23 protein-coding genes and 1 tRNA gene are annotated in these 25,587 nt (G+C 65.2%); 15 read left to right on the forward strand and 9 right to left on the reverse strand.

Going from position 1 to position 25,587, the window contains the following annotated elements; genetic code table 11:
• The first annotated feature begins 14 nt into the window (after positions 1-14).
• On the forward strand, positions 15-1,103 hold the full coding sequence (locus BDD21_RS19110) for a tellurite resistance/C4-dicarboxylate transporter family protein (protein ID WP_120798511.1): 1,089 nt from the start codon (positions 15-17) through the stop codon (positions 1,101-1,103).
• A 94-nt stretch (positions 1,104-1,197) separates the two neighbouring features.
• Here BDD21_RS19110 and BDD21_RS19115 read toward each other — a convergent pair whose 3' ends face one another.
• A complete protein-coding gene (locus tag BDD21_RS19115) occupies positions 1,198-1,839 on the reverse strand; it encodes a CBS domain-containing protein (protein WP_120798512.1) in 642 nt (213 codons plus the stop codon).
• Between the two features lie 81 nt (positions 1,840-1,920).
• Positions 1,921-2,442 (reverse strand): hypothetical protein, encoded by a 522-nt coding sequence (locus BDD21_RS19120; RefSeq protein ID WP_211335101.1) that lies wholly within the window; start codon positions 2,440-2,442, stop codon positions 1,921-1,923.
• A 184-nt stretch (positions 2,443-2,626) separates the two neighbouring features.
• On the opposite strand from BDD21_RS19120, the gene BDD21_RS19125 reads away from it, so the two are divergent.
• From BDD21_RS19125 to BDD21_RS19135, 3 genes are read left to right on the forward strand one after another with little or no spacing between them, the layout of a single operon-like run.
• Positions 2,627-3,196 carry an HPP family protein gene (locus BDD21_RS19125; RefSeq protein WP_245969691.1) on the forward strand — a complete coding sequence of 190 codons (570 nt, stop codon included), beginning with the start codon at positions 2,627-2,629 and terminating at the stop codon, positions 3,194-3,196.
• A complete protein-coding gene (locus BDD21_RS19130; RefSeq protein WP_120798514.1) occupies positions 3,193-3,909 on the forward strand; it encodes a c-type cytochrome in 717 nt (238 codons plus the stop codon). The genes BDD21_RS19125 and BDD21_RS19130 overlap by 4 nt, the downstream gene beginning before the upstream one ends.
• A gap of 41 nt (positions 3,910-3,950) precedes the next feature.
• Positions 3,951-4,331 (forward strand): nitrous oxide-stimulated promoter family protein, encoded by a 381-nt coding sequence (locus BDD21_RS19135; protein ID WP_120798515.1) that lies wholly within the window; start codon positions 3,951-3,953, stop codon positions 4,329-4,331.
• Between the two features lie 31 nt (positions 4,332-4,362).
• On the opposite strand, the gene BDD21_RS19140 is transcribed toward BDD21_RS19135, so the two are convergent.
• Positions 4,363-5,544, reverse strand: a complete 1,182-nt coding sequence (locus tag BDD21_RS19140) for an NnrS family protein (RefSeq protein WP_120798516.1) — start codon at positions 5,542-5,544, stop codon at positions 4,363-4,365.
• Between the two features lie 217 nt (positions 5,545-5,761).
• On the opposite strand from BDD21_RS19140, the gene uvrC reads away from it, so the two are divergent.
• From uvrC to BDD21_RS19160, 4 genes are all read left to right on the forward strand, one after another.
• Positions 5,762-7,630, forward strand: a complete 1,869-nt coding sequence (uvrC, locus tag BDD21_RS19145; protein WP_425470261.1) for an excinuclease ABC subunit UvrC — start codon at positions 5,762-5,764, stop codon at positions 7,628-7,630.
• Between the two features lie 3 nt (positions 7,631-7,633).
• Complete coding sequence (pgsA, locus tag BDD21_RS19150; RefSeq protein WP_120798517.1) at positions 7,634-8,209, forward strand: CDP-diacylglycerol--glycerol-3-phosphate 3-phosphatidyltransferase; 576 nt, start codon at positions 7,634-7,636, stop codon at positions 8,207-8,209.
• A 116-nt stretch (positions 8,210-8,325) separates the two neighbouring features.
• Positions 8,326-8,400 (forward strand) — tRNA-Gly (locus BDD21_RS19155).
• 395 nt (positions 8,401-8,795) lie between these two features.
• Positions 8,796-9,944: a Fic family protein gene (locus tag BDD21_RS19160; protein WP_120798518.1), complete on the forward strand. Its 1,149-nt coding sequence runs from the start codon at positions 8,796-8,798 to the stop codon at positions 9,942-9,944.
• 35 nt (positions 9,945-9,979) lie between these two features.
• On the opposite strand, the gene BDD21_RS19165 is transcribed toward BDD21_RS19160, so the two are convergent.
• Complete coding sequence (locus BDD21_RS19165) at positions 9,980-11,269, reverse strand: RNA-binding domain-containing protein (RefSeq protein ID WP_120798519.1); 1,290 nt, start codon at positions 11,267-11,269, stop codon at positions 9,980-9,982.
• Between the two features lie 330 nt (positions 11,270-11,599).
• Between BDD21_RS19165 and BDD21_RS19170 the strand changes: the two genes are divergently transcribed.
• Positions 11,600-12,532 (forward strand): aldo/keto reductase, encoded by a 933-nt coding sequence (locus BDD21_RS19170; protein ID WP_120798520.1) that lies wholly within the window; start codon positions 11,600-11,602, stop codon positions 12,530-12,532.
• Positions 12,532-13,218: a DUF6064 family protein gene (locus BDD21_RS19175; protein WP_120798521.1), complete on the forward strand. Its 687-nt coding sequence runs from the start codon at positions 12,532-12,534 to the stop codon at positions 13,216-13,218. The genes BDD21_RS19170 and BDD21_RS19175 overlap by 1 nt, the downstream gene beginning before the upstream one ends.
• A gap of 183 nt (positions 13,219-13,401) precedes the next feature.
• Here the strand turns inward: BDD21_RS19175 and BDD21_RS19180 are convergent, their stop codons facing one another.
• The 4 genes from BDD21_RS19180 to BDD21_RS19195 all read right to left on the reverse strand — a co-directional run bounded on the left by BDD21_RS19180 (position 13,402) and on the right by BDD21_RS19195 (position 16,941).
• Positions 13,402-13,836 carry a nuclear transport factor 2 family protein gene (locus BDD21_RS19180; protein WP_120798522.1) on the reverse strand — a complete coding sequence of 145 codons (435 nt, stop codon included), beginning with the start codon at positions 13,834-13,836 and terminating at the stop codon, positions 13,402-13,404.
• Positions 13,833-14,468: a Uma2 family endonuclease gene (locus BDD21_RS19185; protein WP_120798523.1), complete on the reverse strand. Its 636-nt coding sequence runs from the start codon at positions 14,466-14,468 to the stop codon at positions 13,833-13,835. Before BDD21_RS19185 ends, BDD21_RS19180 begins: the two co-directional genes overlap by 4 nt.
• Positions 14,469-14,569: 101 nt before the next feature.
• A complete protein-coding gene (locus tag BDD21_RS19190; RefSeq protein WP_245969693.1) occupies positions 14,570-16,180 on the reverse strand; it encodes an ABC transporter permease/substrate-binding protein in 1,611 nt (536 codons plus the stop codon).
• 8 nt (positions 16,181-16,188) lie between these two features.
• The gene (locus tag BDD21_RS19195) at positions 16,189-16,941 is read right to left on the reverse strand and encodes an ATP-binding cassette domain-containing protein (protein ID WP_120798525.1); all 753 of its coding nucleotides are present in this window, start codon (positions 16,939-16,941) and stop codon (positions 16,189-16,191) included.
• A 98-nt stretch (positions 16,942-17,039) separates the two neighbouring features.
• On the opposite strand from BDD21_RS19195, the gene BDD21_RS19200 reads away from it, so the two are divergent.
• Together BDD21_RS19200 and BDD21_RS19205 are read left to right on the forward strand one after the other, a co-directional pair.
• Positions 17,040-19,118 (forward strand): molybdopterin-containing oxidoreductase family protein, encoded by a 2,079-nt coding sequence (locus BDD21_RS19200; RefSeq protein WP_120798526.1) that lies wholly within the window; start codon positions 17,040-17,042, stop codon positions 19,116-19,118.
• A gap of 266 nt (positions 19,119-19,384) precedes the next feature.
• Positions 19,385-20,227 (forward strand): ATP-grasp domain-containing protein, encoded by an 843-nt coding sequence (locus tag BDD21_RS19205; protein WP_120798527.1) that lies wholly within the window; start codon positions 19,385-19,387, stop codon positions 20,225-20,227.
• Between the two features lie 190 nt (positions 20,228-20,417).
• Here BDD21_RS19205 and BDD21_RS19210 read toward each other — a convergent pair whose 3' ends face one another.
• Positions 20,418-21,380, reverse strand: coding sequence for a hydrolase (locus BDD21_RS19210; RefSeq protein ID WP_120798528.1), 963 nt, complete (start codon positions 21,378-21,380; stop codon positions 20,418-20,420).
• A gap of 338 nt (positions 21,381-21,718) precedes the next feature.
• Here BDD21_RS19210 and BDD21_RS19215 point away from each other — a divergent pair, with 338 nt between their 5' ends.
• The 3 genes from BDD21_RS19215 (at position 21,719) to BDD21_RS19225 (ending at position 25,544) form a co-directional block, all read left to right on the forward strand.
• Positions 21,719-23,086: a TolC family outer membrane protein gene (locus BDD21_RS19215; protein ID WP_120798529.1), complete on the forward strand. Its 1,368-nt coding sequence runs from the start codon at positions 21,719-21,721 to the stop codon at positions 23,084-23,086.
• A 3-nt stretch (positions 23,087-23,089) separates the two neighbouring features.
• Entirely contained in the window at positions 23,090-24,181 is a 1,092-nt protein-coding gene (gene aroC / locus BDD21_RS19220) for a chorismate synthase (RefSeq protein ID WP_120798530.1), read from the forward strand.
• A gap of 211 nt (positions 24,182-24,392) precedes the next feature.
• Positions 24,393-25,544, forward strand: coding sequence for an MFS transporter (locus BDD21_RS19225; protein WP_120800014.1), 1,152 nt, complete (start codon positions 24,393-24,395; stop codon positions 25,542-25,544).
• The last annotated feature ends 43 nt before the right edge of the window (positions 25,545-25,587 follow it).

Here is a 25,587-nt window from a genome sequence, read left to right on the forward strand (position 1 = left end):
GCGCCGGCGCAACGATGGCATCTCCAACGCGCTCGCAGGCCGTCTCGACCGTGGCTCGGTATTGGATCGAGAAGCTGCCGCCGTCTTACTTTTCATTGGTCATGGCGACGGGCATCCTCTCCATTGCGTGTGATCTGGTCGGCCTCGACTGGATCGCCATGCCCTTGCTCTGGGTCAACCTGCTGGCCTTCGGCGTCTTGTGGCTGATGACCGGCATTCGGGTCCTGGTCTGTCCCGCGCATCTCCTCGACGATCTCAGGGCGCATGCCTTGGGTCCGGGGTATTTTACGATCGTTGCGGGCACCTGTGTTCTGGGGGCACAGATCCTCACGTTGACGGGGAAGCAGGACCTTGCATTCGGGCTTTGGATCTTCGGCGCATGCCTGTGGCTCCTGATCACCTATGCCTTTTTTACCGCCATCATCGTTCATCCGAGCAAGCCGTCCTTGACGGATGGCCTCAGCGGTGTGTGGCTCATTGCATCGGTTGCCACGCAGTCCATTGCCGTACTGGGCACCATGCTCGCGTCCGGTTTTCCGGAGTATCAGCAGCTGATGCTCTTTCTCGGTCTGTTCTTTTATTTCATGGGGTGCATGCTCTATATCAACATCATCGCGCTAGTCTTCTATCGCTTGACCTTCATGCAGTTGGAGCCGGCGAGCTTTACCCCGCCATACTGGGTCAGTATGGGCGCGACCGCGATCGCCACGCAGGCCGGGGCGACACTGATTCTCCATGCCGAGGAATCGCGCTTGCTTGGCGAGCTGATTCCGTTCCTCAAAGGTTTCACCCTCTTCTTTTGGGCCGCCGGGACCTGGTGGATACCGCTCCTCATAGCCCTGGGGATCTGGACGCATTGGCTCAGACGCGTGCCGATCGTCTACACACCGTTATTCTGGGGCGCGGTGTTTCCCTTGGGCATGTATACGGCGAGCACCTCGTTGTTGGCGAAGGCATTGCCGCTGGACGGCCTGACCTGGATCCCGGCGATCACCGTCTACATCGCGCTCGTAGCCTGGGGGCTGACCTTTTTCGGTCTTCTCAGGCGTTTGTCCAGAGCGATCGGGGCTTTGGTCAGAGTCTCCGTTTCCGCAGGGGGTTAACGAATCCCATCCAAGAACATCGCATACCGCGCCGGGTGCGGTTTAAGGACGTGGAACATTCCGGATAATCGCCTCGCGTCGCGCCAAGCGCCCCTCATCGGATCGACTGCACATCGAGTTGGCAGGCAGCGAGAAAATCCTTGCGCATCAGGAGCCCGAGGAGACGACCGCGCTCGTCGACGACCGGCATGCTGCGCCCGCCGTGGCTCTTGAAGGCGGACATGATCTCCGAGAAGCCGGCGTGCTCGGGTACGCAGATCGCCGGGGATGTCATCATCGCGCTCGTCGCGGTTTCGTGACAGCAGTGGGCGAGTCGGTCGCATTGCTCGAGCAATCGCGGAAGCAGCTCCAAAAAACTCTCCGCTCCGAGTCGCTTGAGAATATCCGTCTCGGTCAGGATCCCCCTCACCAGACCACCGCCCACGACCACCGGCAGCGCCTTGACGCCTTGGCGGACGAACAATCCGGCCGCTTGGTGAAGCGGTGTCGTCGGCTGCAGCGGTTGGATCGGCGAGCGCATGAGGTTTCTCGCACACATGCGGCTATTCATGCGCTCGACGGCATGGGCATGGGCGAGGTGATAAATGGTTCTGAAGTCGGTCGTCGTAATGTCGATATAGCCCGGGATCTTCCGCATCGCATCCAGGATGTCGTCGTCGGAAAGTTCGAGCTCCCGGATCTCGTCGATGTCGGCGTGGTCCGGTTCCTGAAAGAGATGAAGATGGTTCTCTGTCACCTGATGCCCCCAATGATCGGTTTCAGCGCCGCTGGCCGAGCCTATTAGGCGTGGCTCATCCGCAGATCGCCTTGAGGCAGATCAATCGACGTGTTTCGGCTGATGCCCGAGCACCGGTGACTGCTCCGAGCGCATCGCCGTGCCGTCCATCCCGAGCACCTGTCCGAGGAGCTGTTGCGAGCGTTCGGCGATAAAGGCCGGGGAGAGGCGGCGCTCCGCGAACAAGAGCTCTCGAGTGGCCCGACGATCCTGGTAGAGGATCTGCTCGGGTGTCGGACTAAAGGGCCGCTCCAGGCAGATGCGTGCGATACGACCGAGATTCACGCCGCGACCGTCGTCGAGCAGGATCAGGTGTGGTGCGAGACCCCGAGCCGGATCCGGTCGAGGAAACTCCAGGACGTCGAGCAGGACGAAGGGCTGCCCGGTCTGGCGAATCCCGAGTTGGATCTCGGTGGGCTCGAGCTCGACGAGATAGACGGTCCCGCCCACGGCCTCGCGCAGTCGCTCGACCTGACGGGCATAGTCGGCGCTCGGCCAGAGTCGATCGTCGTCGTCGCTCGTCTCCTGTGCCGTCTGCTCGAAACGGGAGTCCTCCCTGTTCATCGATCGCCTCGCTCTCCGTTTGTGTTGTATGACGTGCCGACAGATTTCATGCCCGGCTTGATATGGGTCAAGGTTCGGACCGAGCGGCAAGATTCAAATCCCGGTCAAGGGCTCGGTGCGGTGGTGGAACGGATCGGACGCGCGCCCGAACCGCCCTGCCGTCGCACCGGAGTCTCCGGTACGCATGCCAATTGGAGGCAATGCCTTGAGCCTGATGGCCTACGTCCGAAAGATGCGCGGGACCACACGCGGAAGTCCGCCGCGAGTCAGCAATCAGGAGGTCTTCTGGTCGTGGATCGGTGCATTCCTCGGGATCGGCCTGGTTGGTTGGCTCAATCAGGCGTTCTTCTCGGGGACCGATCTTACCCTGACCGTCGGCTCGCTGGGTGCATCCGCGGTTCTGCTCTACGGGGCGGTGCGCAGTCCATTGGCGCAGCCCCGCAATCTGGTCGGCGGCCACGTCATCTCGGCGCTGGTCGGTGTGACCAGTTGGAAGCTCCTCTCGGCAGACCCCTGGCTGGCCCAAGCGGTGGCCGTGGCGACGGCCATCGCGCTGATGCATCTGAGCAAGACCCTGCACCCGCCGGGCGGGGCAACCGCGCTGATCGCGGTCATGGGCTCGGAGGAGATCCACGCGATGGGCTATGTCTATGTGCTGATTCCGGCGACGCTCGGGCCGCTGATCCTGTTGGGCGTGGCCTTGATCGTCAACAACATCCCGGCAACCCGACGTTATCCGGAGAGCTGGATATGAGTCGAACCGGGTCGCGTGCTGCTCGATGCTTCGGCCTCGTCCTCGGCTGTCTGCTCGCCGTGCCGGTTGCGCTCGCCGAGGAGGTCGAGGATCGGTTCGCCGACGCCGACCTCGACAACGCCGTCGAGATCAACGAGGTCTGTGCCGGCTGCCACGGCGAGTACGGCCAAGGCGGAAAGGACGGCGAATATCCCCGGCTGGCCGGTCTCCCCGCCGCTTTCATCGCACGGCAGCTCGACCTGTTCCGAGTGCGCGAGCGCGAGAACCTCGCCATGGTGGAGCACACGGACCACCGGCAGATGCCGGACTCGGATATCCGCGATATCTCGGCCTTTCTCGCCGCGATCGAGCTGCCGAGTCGCCTCCCGCCGGTCGACGAGAACGCACCTGATTTCAACGCCTACGAGCGGCTGATGGCCACCAAACAGATCGTCCAGATCCCGCGCGCGGAGGGCGATACGGTTGCCGGCGGGCGCCTTTACGACAAGGAGTGCGCCTCCTGCCACGGCCGCGACGGCCGGGGACGCGAGCGCGATGCCGTACCTGTGTTGGCCGGTCAGTACACCGGGTACATGCTGCGCCAGGTCGACAAATACATCGACAAGAGGCGTGTCCATGACCCGTCCGACCCGGATGCCGAGGAGCTGCTCGCGGCCTTCACCGCCGAGGAACTGCGCGACATCTTCGCCTACATCTCGATCCTGGACGATTGATCGTCGAGGCCCCGCTTTGCATCCGTACCCGAGGAAATCCAATGCCGTTCGGCCGACGCATTGCACGCGAGAAGAAGACCATCACCGCCATGATGGCGATCTACTGCCGGGATCATCACCCCGGCCCCAAAGGACTCTGCGTCGAGTGCGTGTCCTTGCTCGACTACGCGCATCGCCGTCTCGACACCTGTCCTTTCCAGGAAGAGAAGCCGGCCTGCAATCTCTGCGAGGTGCACTGCTACAGCGCCCTGATGCGCGAGCGGGTGCGCGAGGTCATGCGCTATTCCGGCCCCCGGATGCTCTGGCCCCATCCGATCCTGAGCCTCGGGCACATCCTCGATAAGCTCCGTCCGGCGCCTCAGTTGAAGAAGGCGACGCGTGGACAGACAAACAAAACGCCGTCGGACACGACGCCCGAGTGATCGCGTTTCCAAGCGATGCCCCGCGGCCGCATCAGCCCGGGCGCCCGTCCGGCCGGGGCGCGACCAGCATGGGTGCGTGAACCCAGAGAAAGAGCCCGAAGGCGAGGATCCAGCAGAGTCCGGCGCTCATCAGCCAGGCGTGATAGCCGGCCGGGTACATCAGAGGTGCGAGACCGCGCAGGCCCGCGGCGAGGTTGATCAGAACGAAGGCGAGGATGGTCAGGCGAGCGGCCTGCATCGCGCGACCCGTATGACCGATCGCGACCCGCGCCATCATCCCGAGCGTCACCACGCCGATCGCCCCGATGGTCAGGGTGTGCAGCGCGCCGCGGGCGGGTAGGGTGGTGAAGGCGGGGAGCCCGTCCAGGATCAGGCCGAACGCGAGCCAGAGCAGACCCACATAGAGCACCGTCAACATGGGGGTTGTCCACACCCGTCGATCGTGCCAGCCGGCGATCCGCACCAGAAGCACCAGGCCCAACGCGATCGCGAGGGCGCCCGACGGGGAACCGTGGGGCTGGATAAGGTCCGCGATCAGGAGTGCTCCGGCGAGCAGAAAGATCAGGCGCTCGACGAACTGGATGCTCTTGGGCTTGGCACCGGCGATCCCGCGCTCGATGAAGAAGGGCATCACCCGGCCCGAGACCAGAAGCATCGTCAGAATCACCAGGTCCAGCATCATGCGGTGACCCCGCGCCACCCCGCCCGGAAGGATGCCGAGCACATCGAGATGGACCAGCGCACTTGCGAGGGTCATGCCGGCGAACAGCAGCAGGAACACGCGGTTCACCGGATTGGGGCCAAACCAGAGCGGCCGGCGCAGCGCGAACGCCAGGACCGGAAAGAAGGCGACATCCGTCAGCGCGACCAGCAGCGGCGGCAGTCCAAGCCAGGGCATCAGACGCGCGGCAAGCCAAAGCGCGACCAATCCCGCGAGTGCCGGGCCGGTCGGCGTGTCCATGCCGCTCCAGTTGCGTACGGCGGTGAGCAGGAACCCCGCGATGACGGCCGCCAGATAGCCGAACAGCATCTCATGGGCGTGCCAGGCCGGCCCCGCCAGATAGCCCGGCTGCGGGAAATGGCCCGTCAACATCGCCAGCCAGACCAGGACAGACAGTACGGCGGCGATCCCCGCCGCCAGAAAAAACGGCCGGAAGCCGAGCGCAAGGACGGCGATGCCCTGTTTCCTGTTGGTGCCGGACGCGATGCGCATAGGGTGGGATCCGCTGTTGGTGGGTGCCGAGCTCAAGGCTGTTCGTCGCCTACGCTAACGACGGCATGGATACAGGGCCTTGACGTGCATCAAGGCGCCGCCCCGCGGCCGAAGGAGTCCGGGGGAACCCAGGCGGAGCCCGGGCGGAGCCGCGAAGAGTCCGGCGCCCGGGTGCCCGGTCTGGATCCGCGTCGGTCGTTTGCGCTCTAATCGGCAGATGAACGACACCACCCCCGATCGAGATGCCGAGGAGGGTCCACCCGGACCCGAGATGCCCGCGCGAGCCCTCCTCGAGCGCATCCCCCAAAGTCCCGGCGTTTACCGCATGCTCGATGCCGAGTCTACCGTCCTCTATGTCGGCAAGGCCAAGAACCTCAAACGCCGGGTGTCGAGCTATTTCAGCCGGGCCCTGACACGCCGTCTGCAGGTGATGGTGAGCCAGATCGCCGACATCGAGGTGACGGTGACCCGCACCGAGGGCGAGGCGCTGCTGCTCGAGAGCAACCTCATCAAGTCACTGCGTCCGCGCTTCAACGTCCTGCTGCGCGACGACAAGAGCTACCCCTTCATCTATCTCAGCACGCAGGACGACTTCCCGAGACTGGCCTTCTATCGGGGGCCGCGCAAATCCAAAGGGCGCCTCTTCGGCCCCTATCCGAGCGCCTGGGCGGTGCGCGAGACACTGCAGTTGCTGCAGAAGCTGTTCCCGGTACGACAGTGCGAAGACAGCTTCTTCAACAACCGCTCGCGACCCTGCCTGCAGTATCAGATCAAACGCTGCAGCGGCCCCTGTGTCGGACTCGTCAGCCTCGAGGCGTACGCCGAGGACGTCGCCCACACCATCCAGTTCCTCGACGGGCGCGCCGAGGAGGTGATCGCGGATCTGGGGCGCAGCATGGAGCAGGCCGCCGCCGCGCTCGAATTCGAGCGGGCCGCCGTGCTGCGCGATCAGATCGCGACCCTGAGTCGGATCCAGCAACGCCAATACGTGAGCGGGGAGGGCGGCGACCTCGACATCATCGCCTGCGCCCAGGAGGGCGGGACGAGCTGCGTGCAGGTCTTCTTCATCCGCGCCGGACGCAACCTCGGCAACAAGGCATTCTTTCCGAAGGCGCCCGACGACACGGACGACGCGACCCTCCTGGCCGGATTCCTGGCTCAGTTCTATGCCGACAAGCAGATCCCGCCCGAGCTGGTCGTCAGCGTCGAGCCGGAAGAGTGCGCGCTCTTGGAGACGGCGCTCTCGCAACGCGCCGAGCGGCGCGTACACATCAAATGGCGGGTGCGCGCCGAGCGTGCGCGTTGGCTCGAGATGGCCCGCGGCAATGCCGAGGTCGCGCTCAAGTCCAGGCTCGGCAGCCAGGCCGGTTACGGGCGGCGCATCGAGGCGCTGCGCGACGCACTGGATCTCCCCGAGCGGCCCCAACGCATGGAGTGCTTCGACATCAGTCACACCCAAGGCGAGCGCACCGTCGCCTCCTGCGTGGTCTTCGACGGGGAGGGGCCGCGCAAGTCGGATTATCGCCGCTTCAACATCGAGGGCATCACCCCCGGCGACGACTATGCGGCGCTGCAACAGGCCCTGAGCCGACGCTACACGCGGGTGAAGCAGGGCGAGTATCCGATCCCGGATATCCTCTTCATCGACGGCGGACGCGGACAGATCCGCGCGGTCGGAGATACGCTCCAAGAGCTCGGAATCGCCGGCCTGCAGGTGGTGGGTATTTCGAAGGGGCCTGATCGGCGTCCCGGCACCGAGCTGCTTTGGTTGTTGGACGTCGAGTCGCCGCTTATACTGCCGGGCGATTCCCCCGCCATGCATCTGATCGAGCAGATCCGCGACGAGGCCCATCGGTTCGCCATCACCGGTCATCGCCAGCGCCGTGCCAAGGCACGTACCACCTCCACGCTGGAAGGGCTCGCCGGGATCGGACCGCGGCGCCGCCAGCGACTTCTGAAGCAGTTCGGCGGCATCCGCGGCCTGGCCCGCGCAGGGGTCGAAGACATTGCCTGCGTCGACGGCATCGGCCGACAATTGGCACAACAGATCTACGATGCCTTTCACGAGGAGGCCGCGGGGCCCTGACGTATGTGGAATATCCCCAACCTTCTGACGATGCTCCGGATTGTCTTGATCCCGGTGTTCGTCGTCGTGTTCTATATCGAGGCACATTGGGCGCCCTATGTCGCTGCGGCGATCTTCGGCGCCGCGGCCTTTACGGACTGGCTGGACGGCTATCTCGCGCGTCTCTGGGAGCAGACCTCCCCGCTCGGCGCCTTCCTCGACCCGGTCGCCGACAAGCTGATGGTGGCGGTCGCGCTCGTACTGCTCGTGCAGTACGACCCCCGCACCCTCTTGGCACTCCCGGCGATCGTCATCATCGGACGCGAGATCACGGTCTCCGCGCTGCGCGAGTGGATGGCCGAGATCGGCGCGCGTGCCAAGGTTGCGGTCTCGATGACCGGCAAGATCAAGACCACGGCGCAGATGATCTCGATCGTGCTCCTGATCCTGCACGATACGGTCTTCGGACCCTGGGTCTACGGACTGGGTGTCGTTCTTCTCTACGTCGCCGCCGTCCTGACGCTTTGGTCGATGATGCTCTATCTGCGCGCGGCGTGGCCGAGCCTGTCCGGACAGGTCGATGTCGAGGGGCGCGATTGAGCCCCTTTCGGAGCGGGTTTGGAGCGGTCAGCGCCGCGTTGTTCCTGCGTGATGCGCGTGGACGCCATCCAGGGGTTGACAGCATCGAGAAAAACACTAAAATACGCGGCTCCAAAGCGGGAATAGCTCAGTGGTAGAGCACAACCTTGCCAAGGTTGGGGTCGCGAGTTCGAATCTCGTTTCCCGCTCCAGATTACTCAAGACCTTAAAAGCCGGCCTCGCGCCGGCTTTTGTTTGTGTGCCCAAACGGTGCCCTGGATGTTCAGCATGGGGTGCACTGCCTGGCGACTTCAAAAGGGACAGCATTTTACCCCCCACGACCCTCCTCGCGCTGCATCCAGTGCTCTCCACGGCTCCCCGCCTCGACTCCGTCGGGAACTCTCTGGAATGCATAATGAGCCCCCAAATAATGCCCGGAATCCTCGGCGATCGGGCCTTGAGGGGGCGAGATGTGGCTGAGAGCAGGAAGGTCGCGCCCGCGCCGCGGAGGCGCTGGGCTGGTTGCTCAGCGACAACCGGGTTAAGATCCCGCCTATCGCTCAAAAAAGCGTCTCAATATGAGCAATAGCGGCTCCCACTATGCATCATGGTCTGGAACTGGCAACAATCCGACTGGCCCGATTTCGCCTACGACAGCGAGCGGCTTGCGGCCTTGGAGTCGCGCCTGCTGCATGAGTCCGGGCTCCTGTTCGGTGCCTTCGCGCATCTGAACGACTCCGAACAACGGGCGCTGACGGTCGACCTGATCGGCGACGAGGCCCTGATGACCGCGCGCATCGAGGGCGAGTATCTCGATCGCGACAGTCTTCAGTCGTCCCTTTTGCGCGAGTTTGGCCTGACCCAAGACCCGCGTCGCGTCGCCCCGGCCGAGGCGGGGATGGCGGAGTTGATGGTCGATCTCTATCGGCACTTCCAGGCTCCCCTGACCCATGCGATCCTGTGGGCCTGGCATCGAATGCTGATGGCAGGACGGCAGGACCTGCGTGATGTCGGGAGCTATCGCACCTTGGAAGAGCCGATGCAGGTGGTGTCCGGCGCCGTCTATGCACCCAGGATCCATTTCGAGGCGCCGCCCGCCCAGCGGGTGCCCGAGGAGATGGACCGCTTCGTCGCCTGGCTCGACCGCAGCGCCCCGACCGGCGAGCGCCCGCTGCCGACCCTGACACGCGCGGGTATTGCCCACCTCTATTTCGTCTCGATTCACCCGTTCGAGGACGGCAACGGCCGGATCGCGCGTGCCATTGCGGAACAGGTCCTAGCGCAGGGTCTCGGGCAACCCACCCTGATCGCGCTATCGCACACCATCGAGCGGCACAAAAAGGCGTATTACGCCGCACTGGAGCGGGCGAACAAAGTCAATCGCATCGACGATTGGCTGGACTATTTCTCCCATACCGTCCTGGATGCGCTGGACTACACGCGCGCCCGGGTCATCTTTCTGATCGGCAAAGCCAAGCTCTACGACCGGCTTCGGGATCAGTTGAACGCACGCCAGGATAAGGTGCTCGCCCGGGTGTTCCGGGCGGGGCCCGAGGGCTTCGTTGGGGGCTTGAGCGCCGAAAACTATATCGCCATCGCCCGTACGTCGCGCGCCACCGCGACCCGCGACCTCCAGGACCTGGTCGCCAAGGGCGCGCTCGTGCGCACCGGGCAGCGCAAGCATACCCGCTATGCCTTGAATCTAGGGACGGCTGGGACGTCGGGGCTACTCGACAGCACAGGCATCGCCTCATAGAGGCTGGATCAGGTCGGCGGGAGCGGGCCCGCGGTTCAGGACCGGATCGTCATGGACCCCGTCGGCCGTCGTCCCGACCCCTTCACTTGGGCTTCGGCATCCCGCCAGAACCGCACCAGGAGATAGTCCTCCGTCGCCTCGAACGCCGGATCCACGCCGTTGTGTTGCCGCAACAGGGGAACGATCTTGCTTCGCACCCCCATGCCGCGTGCGTCGACATAGCCGTAGTCACGCAGCACGTCGACGATCAGGGGGTTGCGGGGCGAGCGCTGTCCGGCCAGCATCTTCTCCACGGTCATGGAATTCTGCAGGGCGCCCGGGCTGCGGATCTCCAACCGATCGGCGTAGGCCACGACCTCGACATCCTCGATGCGCGTCCAGTCCCGATGGGCGAGGGCGTTCACCAGTGCTTCGCGCAGTGCCGCCGGCGGATAGTGCCAGCGCCGTTCGCGGCGCACCCCGTCGACAAGCTCGGCGGACTCCGCGGACACGAACGGTCGCATCCGCTCGATGAGCGACTCCATGAGTCCCCCGCGCTCCAAGACCCGGCTGCCGTCGCGGGTGCGCCAAAGTCCCACCAGGGGCTCGTCCAGGATGTGATCGTCGCTTGCGGCATAGTCCATCGTGTCTCCCGGAAAGGCCATCCAGCGCACCCCGGCCTGACGCAGCGCCCAGCGGGGCCGACGCCCGAAGAGCAGGGTGCCGGCGATGGTGCACACCGGCTCGCCGCCCGCTCGCTCCGTCATGAAGCCCAGGCCCGTGAGGCGCTTCCCCCAAGCGGTCGGATCAGCGGGCACCTCCGGGTCATTGAGCACCCGGGCCAGGTAGTCGTGCAGTCGATCCAGGTCGAGATCCTGAAGCGCCGTTCCGGACACCGGCAGTAGTTCCGCGTGGAGCATGCCCCCGAGTGCAAAGAGCCGCGCCTGCTGCTCGCGCGATGCCTTGCGCGACGTGCTCCCGGCGCGCACGTAAATTTCCTCGCGGCCCTTGTCGCGCACCACGTAGGGCTTGGCCGTGCCCTGCGTGAGCGAGATCACGGCCACCCGGCGACTGGCGTCCATCTGCACCGTCTCGAAGAACGGCAGGATCATCGGATGGACGTAACGCCCGAAGACGGTATCCAGCACCCACTCCTCGAGATGCTCACGTTGGATGCCGGTGATGGCCCCGTCGTCCTCCACTCCGAGGAGGATCACGCCGCCCTGAAAGTTGGCAAGGGCCACGATCTCCTTGGCGAGCTGCTCCGGGCGAACGTCGTCGCGTTTGAACTCCACGCCGGAGCTCTCGCCGTTCTTGATCAATTCGAGCAGTTCGGTTTTGGTCATGCCGATGCCTTTTAAACCGCGCCCGGTGCGGTAAGCGTAGTTTGTTGGATTGGCTTGGCCGCGCCGGCTTCGACGACCGTCGGAGCCGGCGCGGTTTAATGCGAACCATGAAGGACCTGATAAGGGTGGTGCTCTTTCGAGGTGACGTGATCGTGCCTCGCTGCGCGAGCGTCCGCCTTGCCAACGCACTGGTCTACCCTGGTGGGTAGTGTACGTGCGCGCCCCGAGACCGGCACCCTTATCGATGTCCTCCGTGCAACCATCCCCGCAATCATGGTCAAACTCCGCAATGCTCGAGTCCGCTCGGCGGACGGTACCTGGAGCTTGTCTATGGATCGATCTTGCGTCTCGAGTCGGCGTGCCTTCCTTGCGGCTCTCGCGGTCGCGCCTCTGTCCTTCCTAACGCTGCCGGGCAACAGCCGGGCGGTGGATGGGCAGCCCTACTCCAAACCCATCCCCTCGACCGGTGAGCCCTTGCCCGTCGTCGGCATGGGGACCTGGATCACCTTCAACGTCGGGGACGACCCGGTGGCGCAAGATGTGCGTACCGACGTCCTGCGTGCCTTCTTTGACGCCGGCGGCGGCATGATCGACTCCTCGCCCATGTACGGGACGGCCGAGGCAGTCGTCGGCAGTTGCTTGGCGAGACTGGATCGCCCCGAGGGTTTGTTCTCGGCGACCAAGGTTTGGACCTCCTCGACCGCGGAGGGTGTCGAGCAGATCGCCACGTCCGAGCGGCTTTGGGGTCTTCCGCGGCTGGATCTTCTGCAGGTCCACAACCTGCTGAATTGGAGTGGCCATCTGGAGACCCTGTCGGCGATGAAGGCCGACGGTGAGGTACGCTATATCGGCATCACCACCTCGCACGGGCGCCGTCACGCCGAGCTTGCGCAGATCATGGAGACGCAACCCATCGATTTCGTGCAGTTGACCTACAACATCGCGGATCGCGAGGCCGAGACACGGCTGCTTCCGTTGGCCGCGGAACGCGGGATCGCGGTGATCGCCAATCGGCCCTTTCAGGGCGGTCCCCTGGTCGATCGCGTCAAGCGTCACCCCTTGCCGGGTTGGGCGCGCGAGATCGATTGCACCGCCTGGTCGCAGGTCCTGCTGAAGTTCATCGTCTCGCACCCGGCGGTGACCTGTGCCATCCCGGCGACCAGCCGGGTGGATCACATGGAGGAGAACATGGCGGCCGCACGCGGGGCCATGCCGGATGCGGCGCTGCGGCGACGGATGGCCGCCGATGTCGCCGCGCTCTGATGGACCTCTTGAGCTATTCGCTCGTCGACCTGATTCCGTTTTCGCGCGAGACCTATTTCAGGCTGTTCGAGCGCTACAACATCGGCGTCTGGCCGGCTCCGATCATCGGGCTGGCGATGGGGCTCACGGCGCTGTTCACGGCGCGGCGGGCAGATGGATGGGTACTCCGGGCGCCGTTTCTCCTGACCGCGGCCTGCTGGGTATGGGTCGGCTGGGTTTTTCAGATCCACTGGTACGCGCCCTTGAGCTGGCCGGGGATCTATTTCGGGATCGGCTTCCTGCTGCAGGGCCTGATGATGGCTGTCGTGCTCGGGCGGCGTCCGCTCGCTGGCTCGCCCGAGGGCGTGGCTCGGGATCCCGGCCCGGGGCTCTGGATCCTCGTCTTCGCACTGGCGCTGCAGCCCCTGCTCGGACTTCTTTCCGGTCGACCCTGGTACGGTTTGGAGGTCTTCGGCAGCGCACCGGATCCGACCGTCGTTGCGACGCTGGGATTTTTGCTGCTCGTGCGCCATCCGCTGCGCTGGTTTCTGTCGATCATCCCGCTCGCGTGGTGTTTGATCAGCGGGGCGACCCTTTGGGTCTTGGGGGTTCCAACCTGGTCGGTCATGCCGCTCGCCGCTGCGCTCTACCTGGGCGTCGTTGCTTGGCCGCGGGTGTCCGGGCGAAGGCAGCTCAAAGACTCGTAAGGTGAATTCCGGGAAAAGATTTACCGGGCATACAAGGGGCGAATACATTCGCCTCTACAGGCGCTGCTGGTTTTTCGGGCATTACGCAGGCTGTAGGTTGCGCCGAGCCGTGCGAGGAGGCACAACCAAATGTCGGCGGACACGCAAGACCGGGCGCGACGGGCGGACCCGGGTCCGACGGATTCAGTGCATCCGCGGCTTCGGGGTCTCGGGCGTCGCCGTTTCGGGCCGCCTGCGCATGAGCGGCAAGGAGGCGTGATGGGCGGTCATCCGCCAGCCCTCTGCCGTCTGACGGTAGACGTTCGTCGCCAGGATCCGGTTGGGCTCCTCGCGCGAACGGCTCGGGCGGATCAGCTCCTCGACCAGATGCACGGCAAGCCCGGCGGTCGCCGTGCGTTGGATCATGCGGTAGTGCAGCTCGGGGCGCTCGGCCCCGGTCATCACCTCGCGCCAACTCTGTAGGACTTCGCTGCGACCCTGCAGGAGATCGCCGCCGGGGTGGACGCAGACGGGGCTGGGCTGCTCCGACCAGACCTCTCCCATCAAGGCGATGTCGAGTGCCTGGAAGGCGGCATAGAAGGCGGCTTCGACCTCGTCCGGGGTCTGGAATCGGCTCATCGATCGGAGTCCGGCGCCGCCGCGGTGCCGAGCAGCGCGGTACGCAACGCCCGGATCGCGCGTGTCTGGGTGGGCTCGGCCATGCAGCGGACGATGAGCGCGGGATCGAGATCCGGCAGTGCTCGGCTGCGCGTCGCGGCGAGAAAGGTCTCCTCCTGCAGCACGAAGAAGCGCAGCGTGCCGTCCTCCCAAAACCAGACCTCGGGCACGCCGAGCCCGCGATAGACCGCGAGCTTGTCCACACCGCCGCTGGTCCAGACGACCTCGATTGCGATATCCGGAACCTTCGGTGCCCTGCGGATCGGGCCGACCAGATAACACTCGTCGGCCTCGGCGCCGAGCTGCTTCGCCTTTTCCTTCAGGGTCCAGGAGCCGTAGCCTTCAAGCTCGATGTCCCTGATCTCGGCGTAGGTTTCGATCAGACGGGCGAGCCGCGTCTTGAGTGATTCGTGATCGACGGAAGGTGTCATCAGCTCCAGCTCGCCGTTGAAATACGTGATTCGCACCCCGCCGTCGTCGCCGCGGGCGGAGAGGATGGCCTCGTAGTCGTCCCAGCCGACGTCGCGCAGGACAACGCGCTGATCGACATGGTCGAGGTCGCAGACGGCCGAAGGATGGTGGGCGGGCATCATGGCTGTGGTCGCTCTCGGTGAGATCGCATGCGGTGCGCGAGCCGCTGTCGCTTCGACAGTTTAGTCGCCTGTTCGAGCCGCGGGAAGGACACGCGGCACGCTCAAGCCCGGGGTCTTTCGGGATCGGGATCCGCGTCTGTCCTGACCCCATCCGTCGGTTTCAACCGCAGCCCGCGCGGCACCACCCAGCGCTCGGCAAACTCGAATAGCCCTTGGAGCCCAAGCGCGAGCAGTGCGGCCGGGACGGCGCCCTGCATGATGAGTGCGGTGTCGTCCAGGCGGATCCCGGTGAGGATCGGCTGGCCGTAGCCGCCGGCGCCGATGAGTGCCGCGACGGTGGCGGTGCCGACATTGAGCACGGCGGAGGTCTTGATCCCGGCCAGGATGGTGTTGGCGGCCAGCGGCAGCTCGATCAGGCGCAGGCGCGCGCCGCGGGTCAACCCGAGGACATCGGCCGATTCGCGGATCGGCACCGGGATGTCCATCAATCCGGCGTGGGTGTTGCGCACGATCGGGAGCAGGCTGTACAGAAAGAGTGCGACCACGGTCGGCAGCCAGCCGATCCCGAGCCAGGGGATGAGGAAGACGAAGAGGGCGAGCGAGGGGATGGTCTGGATCATCCCGGTGATCCCGAGGATCAGATGACCGAGCCGTGCCTGCTGTGCAGCCAACACCCCGAGCGGCACGGCGAAGAGGATGGCCGCACCGAGCGAGACCCCGACCAAGCCCAGATGCTCCAGCGTGCGCTGGCCCAATTGGCTCCAAAAGCCCTGACCGGAGACCGTGACCTCAAGCCCGAGGCCCTCCGATAAGAGGCGTGCGGCGACCGTCTGCTCGGAGTCGCCCTCCAGCTTCACCGCCCCGTTCATGCCCGCCATGGTGGGCGCGTCGATCGCGCCTTCGAGACGGCGGAAGGCGGCGACGGCGGCCGGTGCCTCCTCGGCCAGCTCCGCGCGGTAGAGCAGGATTGCTTGGTAGTCCTCGAAATAGCCCAGATCGTCGTCGAGCATGCGCAGCCCGTAGCGCGCGATCTCGGCATCCGTGGTGTAGACCACCGTCACGTCCAGATGCCCGGCGGCGATGCCCCGATAGACCAGGTCGTGATCCAGGCCCTGTACGCGCGTCTGCGGAAGCCGATAGCGCTGGCGCAGCCCCGGCCAGCCGTCGGCGCGCTCCAGAAACTCGCTGCTGAAGCCGAGTCGCAGATCCGGATGCTCGCGCAGGTCGGAGATGCGTCGCAGGCCGAGCTGCTGCGCCAAGGGCTCGGGCACTGCGATCGCGTAGGTGTTCTCGAATCCCAGCGACGCCGAGGATCGCACCCCGCGGGCCGAGAGCGCCGCCTCCAGGCGCTCGGGCGAGGACAGATCCTCGCCGGCCAGGATCTCGCGGACCAGCGTGCCGCTGTATTCCGGATAGATGTCGATCTCGCCGCTCAGCAGGGCGCCCCAGAGGATGCGCGTCCCGCCCAGCTCGGCGCGATGACGCGACGGATGACCCGCGTCGAGTGCCAACAGACGCAGCGTTTCGCCCAGGATGACCGACTCGGTGAACTTCTTCGAGCCGATGGTGACGGGGCGGGGTGTGGATTCCTCGGCGCGCGGCTCGGGCGACCAAGCGGCGAGTCCAATCGCGAGCAATAACGCGACGACCGGCGCGAGCGCAAGGGCAAGCCCGGTGGCTGGAAGCTGGCGGCTGGAGGCCCTTCGTGACATGCCGCGCCTCATCCTACTGCTCCTAGCAACACCCGCTGCGGCTCGCGCTGCGCGGCCACGAACTGCGCGACGAAGGGCTCGGCGGGACTGTCGAGGAGCACCCGCGGCTCGGCCTGCTGGACGATGCAACCGGCACGCAGCAGGACGATCCGATGTCCGAAGAAGACCGCCTCGGCCAAGTCATGCGTCACCATCAGCACCGTCTTGCCGAGTCGGGCGAAGATCGCCTTGAGCTCGCGCTGCAGCTCGAAACGGATCATGGGGTCAAGTGCCCCGAGCGGCTCGTCGAGCAGCAACAGATCGGGGTCGAGCATGAGTGCACGCATCAGGGCGACGCGCTGTCGCTGGCCGCCGGAAAGCTCGATCGGATAGCGTGCCAGCATCGCCGTCGGGAGTTGCACCAGGTCCGCAAGCTCGGCTAGACGCTGCTCGCGACGCTCGCGCGGCCAGTCCAGCCGGCGTGCCATCAGGGTGACGTTGTCGTGAACGCTCAGGTGCGGAAACAGTCCGCCGTCCTGGATCATGTAACCCATGCGCAGCCGGGCAGGACGCAGGCTGGCCGTATCCAGCCGGGCGCCCTCGAACCACACCTGGCCGCGATCGGGTCGGATCAGGCCGGCGGCGAGGCGCAGCAGCGTAGATTTGCCGCAGCCGCTCGGGCCGATCAGAACCGTCGTTTGCGCCTCCGATACATCCAGATCGACACCCGCAAGCGCGGGTGTCCCGCCGTAGTCCTTGAAGACCCCTTCGAATCGCAGCATCGGTTGCTTCCCGTCGACTGTGCATGAGCCGCTTGAATTCGTGCCTATCGGCTCGAATTCCAGGGCATCGTCAAAAGGAGCTTCAGGATTACCGTCGTATGTCGTGGAAAACCAGTACCTGTTACGAGTGTGATGCCAACTGCGGGATTCAGGTCGAGCTCGACGACGACGGCGAGCCGATCCGCGTCCAAGGCCCCGATTGTCCGCGCTGTTACGTGCAGCTGGATCGGCGCAACCATCCCGACCGCATCCTCTATCCGCTCAAGCGCGTCGGGCTGCGCGGGAGCGGCGAGTTCGAGCGCGTGTCCTGGGACGAGGCGCTCGACACCATCGCCGAGCGCCTGAGCGCCGCGAAGGCCGAGCACGGCGCACCGGCAGTAGGCTTCTTCGCCGGCTATACCAAGGAGGCGCGGCCTCAGTTGCAGCGTCTGGCACATGCCTTCGGCTCGCCCAACTACCTGACCGAGAGCGGTTGCTGCTTCTCCGCGACCATGGTGGCGGAGAAAGTGACCTTCGGCTACAAGATCAAAACCACGTCCACGGTGGTCTCGCCGAAGACGCGCTGTCATCTCATCTGGTCGACCAACCCGCGCGGCTCGATCCCGCCCTTCGACACCCATCCGTTGGTACTGCGCCGGCCAGGCAAGACCCTCATCGTGGTCGATCCGCGCCGCACACCGCTCGCCGAGGAGGCCGATGTCCATCTGGCGATCCGCCCGGGGACCGACGGTGCCCTGGCGCTCGGCTTCCATCATCTGATCTTCGAGAACGGCTGGCAGGATCAAGCCTTTCTAGATGAGTGGGCCAACGGTGTCGAGGGCTTCCGAGACTATGTCCGCGACTTCACGCCCGCGCGTGTCGCCGAGATCTGCGGCGTCGCGGAGCAGGATCTGCGCACCGCCGTCGAGCTGTTCGCGACGACCCCGCCGGCCCAGATCACACTCTCGCCCACCGCGACGGTCCAGCACAGCAACGGCTTCCAGAACCACCGCGCGGTCATCCTGCTCTCGGCGGTGACCGGCAACCTGGACCGCGAGGGTGGCAACCGTTTCTTCAACGACAAGGCCGCGCCCAAACCGATCGAGCTGTTCGACTACTGTCGCACGCATCTGCCGCCGCGCATCGGCGACGAGGTTTATCCGGTCTGGACCCGCTATTGGCCGGCGGCGCAGAGCATGCTGCTGCCCGACTGCATCCTGGACGGGCGCCCCCAGCGCATCCGCGCCCTGCTGGCGATGGGCATCAACACCGCCATGTGGCCCAACTCCAAGCGGATGGAGCGCGCGCTCGGCGCGCTGGACTTCTTCGTTGCGACCGACTTCTTCCACAACCCGGCCACGCTCATGGCGGACTTCGTGCTGCCGGCGGCGACCAGTCTGGAGCGTCCCGCGCTGATCGCCTATCCCGGCTGCGCCTATCAGGGCGAGCTGCGCTATCGCCGGCCGATCGTCGCGCCCAAGGGCGAGGCGCGTCCGGACGGCGAGATCTTCCTGCAGCTCGGTGTACGACTCGGCATGGCCGATCAATTTTGGAATGGTGACCTCGCGGCCTCCTGGGCCGAAGCGGCCGAGGGCATCCCGGAGGAGATCCGCCGGGAGGTTTACGACAACCCTGACGGCGTGGTCGTCTACGCCGAGGCGATCGAGGATCTGGTCGAGAACGGGTTTATGGACGCCGATCGGCTCTACCGGCTGCGCGGTTTCCGCACACGTTCGGGAAAAGTGGAATTCGACTCGATCGAGCTTCGCGAGGCCGGTCACGACGGACTTCCGATCTATCGCGAGCCGCCCGAGAGCCCGATCTCCACACCCGCACTGGCGGTCGATTACCCGTTGGTCCTGACCAGCGGGGCGCGAACCAAGTTCGACACCCATTCGCAGCACAACTATATCGACCGGATGCGCCGCGCGATCCCCCACCCGTTGGCCGAGATCCACCCGGACGATGCCGCGCCGCGCGGTATCGAGAACGGTGATTCGGTCGTGGTCAGCTCCCCGCGCGGGGCGGTGCGTTTCATCGCCAAGGTCACGGACCGAATCAAGTCGGGCGTCGTGCATTGCACCCACGGTCGCAACGACGCCAACATCAACGAGCTGACCGACGACCGGCACCTGGATCCCATCAGCGGGTTTCCACCGTTCAAGTCGCTGTTGTGTCAGGTGGAGCGGGTGGGGTAGAGCTTCCAGCCTCCAGCCTCCAGCCTCCTGCCTCCTGCCTCCTGCCTCCAGCCGGGAGTACGCTAGGCTGGAGGCGTTAGCCCTCAAGTGCGAAGGTTTTTTGATTTCGAATAGCTGATAGCTGATAGCTGAAAGCTGATAGCTGGTGGCAGGAGGCAGGAGGCAGGAGGCAGGAGGCAGGAGGCTAACCCGAACCCCGAACCCCGAACCCCGAACCCCGAACCCCGAACCCCGAACCCCGAACCCCAACCCGAGATCCCCGAATCGTGCCTTTCATCGGCGTCTTACCCGACCGTGAGCATCTGTTTCAGCCATCGCCCCGACGCGATGTCGGGGTGAACGACGCCGCTGCTTGGCGTCTTAACCCGGCGCATCAACAGGTCTACGACAAGCTCTGGCTCGCGCTCGATGCGGGTCTGCGCGCGGCGCCCTGCGGTGTCGACCCGCGCGACTGCGGGATTGCGGAGGATGAGCAGGTCTTCGTCAAACCCATCGTCAACCTCGCCGGTATGGCGGTGCGTGCGCGTGCCGTTCCGGCCGATGCCGTCCCGAAAGAGGCGGGCAGCTTCTGGTGCGAGCGGCTCGAAGGTCCGCATACCAGCAGCGATTGTTTGGTGCAGGACGGACGTGCGGTCTGGTTTGCCCACACGCGCGGCTCGGACGTCAAAGATCGGGAACGCCCGGTTTACTGGGAGATCGGGGCCGCGCTCCCCGACCTGGAGCCGTCGATCGCGGAATGGGTCGCCCGCCGCCTGGAGGGTTACAGCGGTCTGTGCAACCTGGAGATGATCGGCGGACGACCGATCGAGGTGCATCTGCGGGGCTCGAACGGTTTCTTCGATTTCTACGGTCCCGACTTCATCCCGGCCTGGGTCGCGCTGATCGACGGGTCCGCATTCACACCGCCGCCGCCGATCCCGGGCGGTTTCGTGATCTCGGTCTTCGGCGAGGCCATGATCGACGAGGCGCAATGCGAGGCGGCAGCGCAGCAGGGTGTCCGGATCGACATCGACACCCATACGGCCGATCGCGCGGCTATCCTGCGCTGCTCGGACAAGGATGCCGGACTGGACGTCCTGCGGAGGTTGACCGGACTCACCCTGGCTTAGGCGATCTTCGGGAATAAGGCGAATTTCGAAACGACAACGACAACGAGCAGAGCCTTACGATTAACCCGTGACACCCGCTCTGCGGTGTCACGCGTGCCCCGTGGCGCTCTGCGCCACGGGGCACGCTGGCCGGAGTTACGTGCAAAGCCAAACGCAACGTGAAAATGACGCATTTCGCTCTGAACGCGGTTTACCGCGGCCCTGTCTCGCTCAGACCTCGGATGATCCGGTCTTCGAGCCAGTAGCGAGCACGCCACGGCCAGGGGCCGTCGATGAAGCCGACGTGACCGCCATGATCGGCGAGTTCCAAAGTGATGCCGGGGCCGAGTTCGTGCTCCCAAGGGATGGTGGTCGGGAACATGAAGGGATCATCGACGGCCTGGATGATGAGCGTCGGCGTGCGGATGGTCGGCAGATACTGCCGGCAGCTCGCCCGACTGTAGTAGTCGAAGACGCCCTCGAACCCGTTCAGCGGTGCCGTGACCCGGTCGTCGAAGGCGTTGAAATCCCCGATGGCGTCGAGGTCGACGTCGAGGGGGAAGCGCCGCCCGGCGAACTTTCGCCGCAGGCTCACCTTGAGCTTTCCAAGCAGATAGCGCCGATAGATCTTCGAGAATCCGATATCGAGCCTCAGCATGGCATCGCGCAGGACAAAGGGGACCGACACCGCGATGGCCGATCCGACGCCGGGCTGCTCGGTCTCGCCGAGATATTTCAGCAGCAGGTTTGCGCCGAGCGAGAAGCCGATCGCGGCGGTCGGCGGACCCTCGGGGTCTGCACCGAGGACGGCGAGGACCTCCGCCAGGTCTTCCGTGGCCCCCGAATGGTAGGCGCGCTCGAGGCGGTTCGGCTCCTCGGAGCATCCGCGCAGGAACATGAAGATCGGTTGATAGCCCTCGCGCTCCAAGCGATCGACCAGGCTCGCGGCATAGTGCGACTCGAGCCCGCCCTCCAGCCCGTGGATCACCACGACGCGCGGCCCGGCAGCATGGCCGATCGCCAGATCGATGAAATCGCCGTCCGCCAGCTCGATGCGTCGACGCGCAAGATCGGGTCGCGGACGGGGTCGCGACAGACTCGGCCAAAGTGTCTGCAGATGCGCCCCGGGAAGCCACCAGGCCGGTCGGAAGGTGCTGCGTGTGATCAAGCCCATAGCCCGCGAAATCTCCAATGATCCAAACTATCCGCCATCCGCTCGAAACCAACGGAGCAACAGCCGATGGGTAGAGCGCAGCGAAACCCATCCACGAAGCGCCTACGGCTACGACAGCCACCCCAAAAGCGCAGCGAAACCCATCCTCCGCACCGCGATGTCTTCCGGCTTTTGCCTGTTCAGAGCGGTGCGGGGAGGATGGGTTTCGCTGCGCTCTACCCATCCTCTCGGTTTGGGTGGTTCGAGGGTCCGTAGATTGAGAGGCGGCCCCGTTGTCCCCTATACTGACGGCCTTCAGGGTATCACCTGACCCCGCGAGCCCGACCAAGGAATCCAACATGCGAACACGCCTTTCGACCCTGATCGCCGCATTACTCTGCGGTCTGGCATCGGCGAGCCAAGCCGAGGATCTCCTGCAGATCTACGACTTGGCGGTTCAGAGCGACCCCCAGATCCGTCAAGCCGAGCAGAACCTGTTCGCAACGCGCGAGGTCAAGCCTCAAGCGCGCTCCCTTTTGCTGCCCAACCTGAGCGTGGTCGGCGACGTCGACTACCAGACCTTGGACGCGAGCGGGACCTCCAGCGGAGGTGGGTCGGGGCAAGGTATAGGCTTCAGTCGCTCCGATTCGTTCAGCACCTACGGTGCCCAAGCCGTCGTCAGCCAAACGGTGTATAACCGAGCCAGCTGGATGACCCTGCAACAGACCGACAACATCATCGCGCAGGCCGAGGCTCAATACCGCGACGCCCAGATCACCCTGATGGTCGACACGGCGGATCGCTACTTCGGGGTCTTGCGTGCCGCCGATGCGGTGACCGTCCAGGAAGCACTCGTAAGGGCCGACGAGCGTCAGCTCGAGCAATCCCGGCAGCGCTTCGAGGTCGGCTTGGTGGCCATCACGGATGTGAACGACAGCCAGGCCGCATACGACCGCTCGCGTGCCAACCTGATCACGGCGAAGAACAACCTCGACAACGCCTGGCAAGCGCTCCTCACCATCGTCGGCCCGATCCAGGTTCCGCTGGCGCGACTCGGCGATACGCTGCCGCTCACCCCGCCCGAGCCCAACAACATCGAGATCTGGGCCGATACCGCAGCACGCTCCAACTACGGCATCATCGCCGCCAGCGAGGCGGTGAGTGCGGCCAAGAAGGGGATCCAGATCGAGCGCTCGGGATATTACCCGTCGGTCAACCTGCAGGCCGGCTACGACGTCGCCCGCTCGGGGGCCGAATTCAACACCGATACCGACACCGGCTTCGTCGGACTCACGCTCAACGTGCCTATCTATCAGGGCGGCGCGGTCGCCTCGAGGACACGCCAGGCCGGGTTCAACTTCCGCGCCTCGCAGGATCAGCTCGACGCGACACGCCGGCAGGTCGATCAACAGGTGAAGGACGCGTTTCGCGGCGTCATCTCGAGCATCGAGGACGTGAAGGCACGACAAGCCGCGGTCGTCTCGGCGAGGTCGTCGCTCGAATCCACGGAAGCAGGTCAGGAGGTCGGTACCCGTACCCAAGTGGACGTCCTGAATGCACAACGTCAGTTGTTCCAGGCGGAGTTCGATTACTTGAGTTCGCGGTACGACTACATCCTCAACGGCGTCCGACTGCACCAAGCCACCAGCACGCTGACACGGGAGATCCTGGGGCGCGGCAATGCCTGGCTCAATCCCGAAGACACGATCGCCCCGCTGGCGTACTGAATCATGTCCGGCAACAGCTTCGGGCGGGTCTTCGTCTTCACCAGTTTCGGCGAAAGTCACGGTCCGGCCATCGGCGGTGTCGTCGACGGCTGTCCTCCGGGGCTCGCGCTTGAAGCCGCGGATCTGCAGCGTGATCTGGATCGGCGCAAGCCCGGCCAGTCGCGTCACACCACCCAGCGGCGCGAGTCCGATACGGTCGAGATCCTCTCGGGTGTGTTCGAGGGCCGCACCACGGGTGCTCCGATCGGTCTACTGATCCGCAACGAAGATCAGCGCTCGAAGGATTACTCCGAGATCGCCGCGCGTTATCGCCCGGGACACGCCGACTACACCTACGACCAGAAATACGGCCGACGCGACTATCGCGGCGGCGGGCGCTCCTCGGCGCGCGAGACCGCCGTGCGGGTCGCGGCCGGGGCGATCGCCAAGAAATACTTGGCCGAGCACGCCGGCATCTCGGTGCGCGGTTATCTGTCGCAGCTCGGCCCGATTCGTCCCGCGAGACTCGACTGGGATCAGGTCGAGCGCAATCCCTTCTTCTGTCCCTGCGCCGAGACGGTGCCGCGTCTCGAGGCGTACATGGACGACCTGCGCAAAGAGGGCAACTCGATCGGCGCAGCCATCACGGTCGTGGCGAGCGGCATGCCGACGGGTCTCGGCGAGCCGGTCTTCGATCGGCTCGATGCCGACATCGCCCACGCCATGATGAGCATCAACGCCGTCAAAGCGGTGGAGATCGGCGCCGGCTTCGCCTGCGTCGAGCAGAAGGGCACCGAGCACCGCGACGAGATGACACCCGAGGGGTTTCTCTCCAACCATGCCGGCGGCATCCTCGGCGGGATCTCCTCGGGTCAGGACGTGCTGGTGCGCATCGCGCTGAAACCGACCTCCAGCATTCGGCTGCCGGGTCGGACCATCGACACCTCAGGTCATGCGACGGAGGTGGTCACCAAGGGACGACACGACCCCTGCGTCGGTATTCGGGCCACACCCATCGCCGAGGCCATGCTCGCATTGGTCCTGATGGATCACCTGCTGCGGCACCGCGGCCAAAACGCCGGCGTTGTGCCGCCCACCCCGCCTATCGCCGCCTGAACCGGTTCCGCGGCGACAGGAGGCGATTTCGCACCTGTCTCGCGTCTCGCGTTATTCCCGGCCCGACGTTGGCGCAGCGCAACGCGGTGCGGTCAAGAATCCAATGAACTGAACCGAGTCGACGACGGCCCCGATGGGCCGGCGCAAGGTCGATCCAGGACGCAAAGAAAGCATGTTGAAGCGGACGCGGTTCAGCACTGGGCCAGACGCGATGCCGTATTGGCGACTCTCCGGCTATTACTTCTTCTATTTCGCCGCGCTCGGCGCACTGGTGCCCTTTTGGGGGCCTTATCTGCAATCGAAGGGGTTCGATGCGCTGGCGATCGGTCAGCTCATGGCGATCCTGGTGGGCACCAAGATCGTCGCACCGATGCTGTGGGGTCATATCGTCGACATCACCGGGCGGCGCATGCCGATCGTGCGCTTCGGCGCACTGGTCTCGGCGGTGACCTTCCTCGGCGTCTTCCCGGCCGACGGCTTCTGGACCATCGCCGCGGCCATGATCCTCTTCAGCTTCTTCTGGAATGCCTCGCTTCCGCAGATGGAGGCGGTCACCTTCAATCATCTGCGCCACCGGCCTGCGGGTTATGCCCTGATCCGGCTGTGGGGCTCGGTCGGGTTTATCCTGGTGGTCGCCATCCTGGGCGTGCAGTTGGAGTCCGCCCCGATGAGCGTCGTGCCGATCTGGGTGCTTATCCTCTTCGTCGCCATCTGGCTCTCGACCCTGACCGTCCCGGACAGCGCGCCCGTCACGGGGGATCATGCCACGCCCGGGTTGCGCGTGCTTTTGGCACGACCCGAGGTGATGGCGTTCTTCGCCGCCTGCTTTCTCATGCAGGCGAGTCACGGGATCTATTACGCCTTCTTCTCGATCCATCTCGCGGAGGTGGGATACGCGACCTCTGCGATCGGCGCGCTTTGGGCACTCGGCGTCGTGGCCGAGGTGCTGGTGTTTCTCGTGATGCGCAACCTGCTCGAGCGTTTCGGTGCGCGTCATGTCCTGATCTGGAGTCTGGCGATCGCGGTCGTACGCTGGTTGCTGATCGGAACCTTCGTCGCGATCCCTGCTGTGGCGATCGTTGCCCAACTCATGCATGCCGCCACCTTCGGGACCTTCCATGCGGCTGCGATCCATCTCGTCCATCAGTATTTTCGCGGACGCACGCAGGGACGCGGGCAGGCGCTCTACAACAGCCTGAGCTTCGGCGCGGGCGGGGCGCTCGGCAGTCTCATCGGTGGTTTGCTGTGGAGCGCCGAGGGTGCGGGGGTCACCTTCGGGATCGCATCCGGTGCTGCTGCGCTTGGACTGATCGCCGCCTGGCGCTGGGTGGATCGTCCCCCGAGGGAGGTTGCCGGCCATTAAACCGCGCCCGTGCGGTATGCGTTGTTTGTTGAAATGGATTGGC

Origin of the sequence: Thiocapsa rosea (genome assembly GCF_003634315.1) — a bacterium.
Lineage (GTDB): Bacteria > Pseudomonadota > Gammaproteobacteria > Chromatiales > Chromatiaceae > Thiocapsa > Thiocapsa rosea.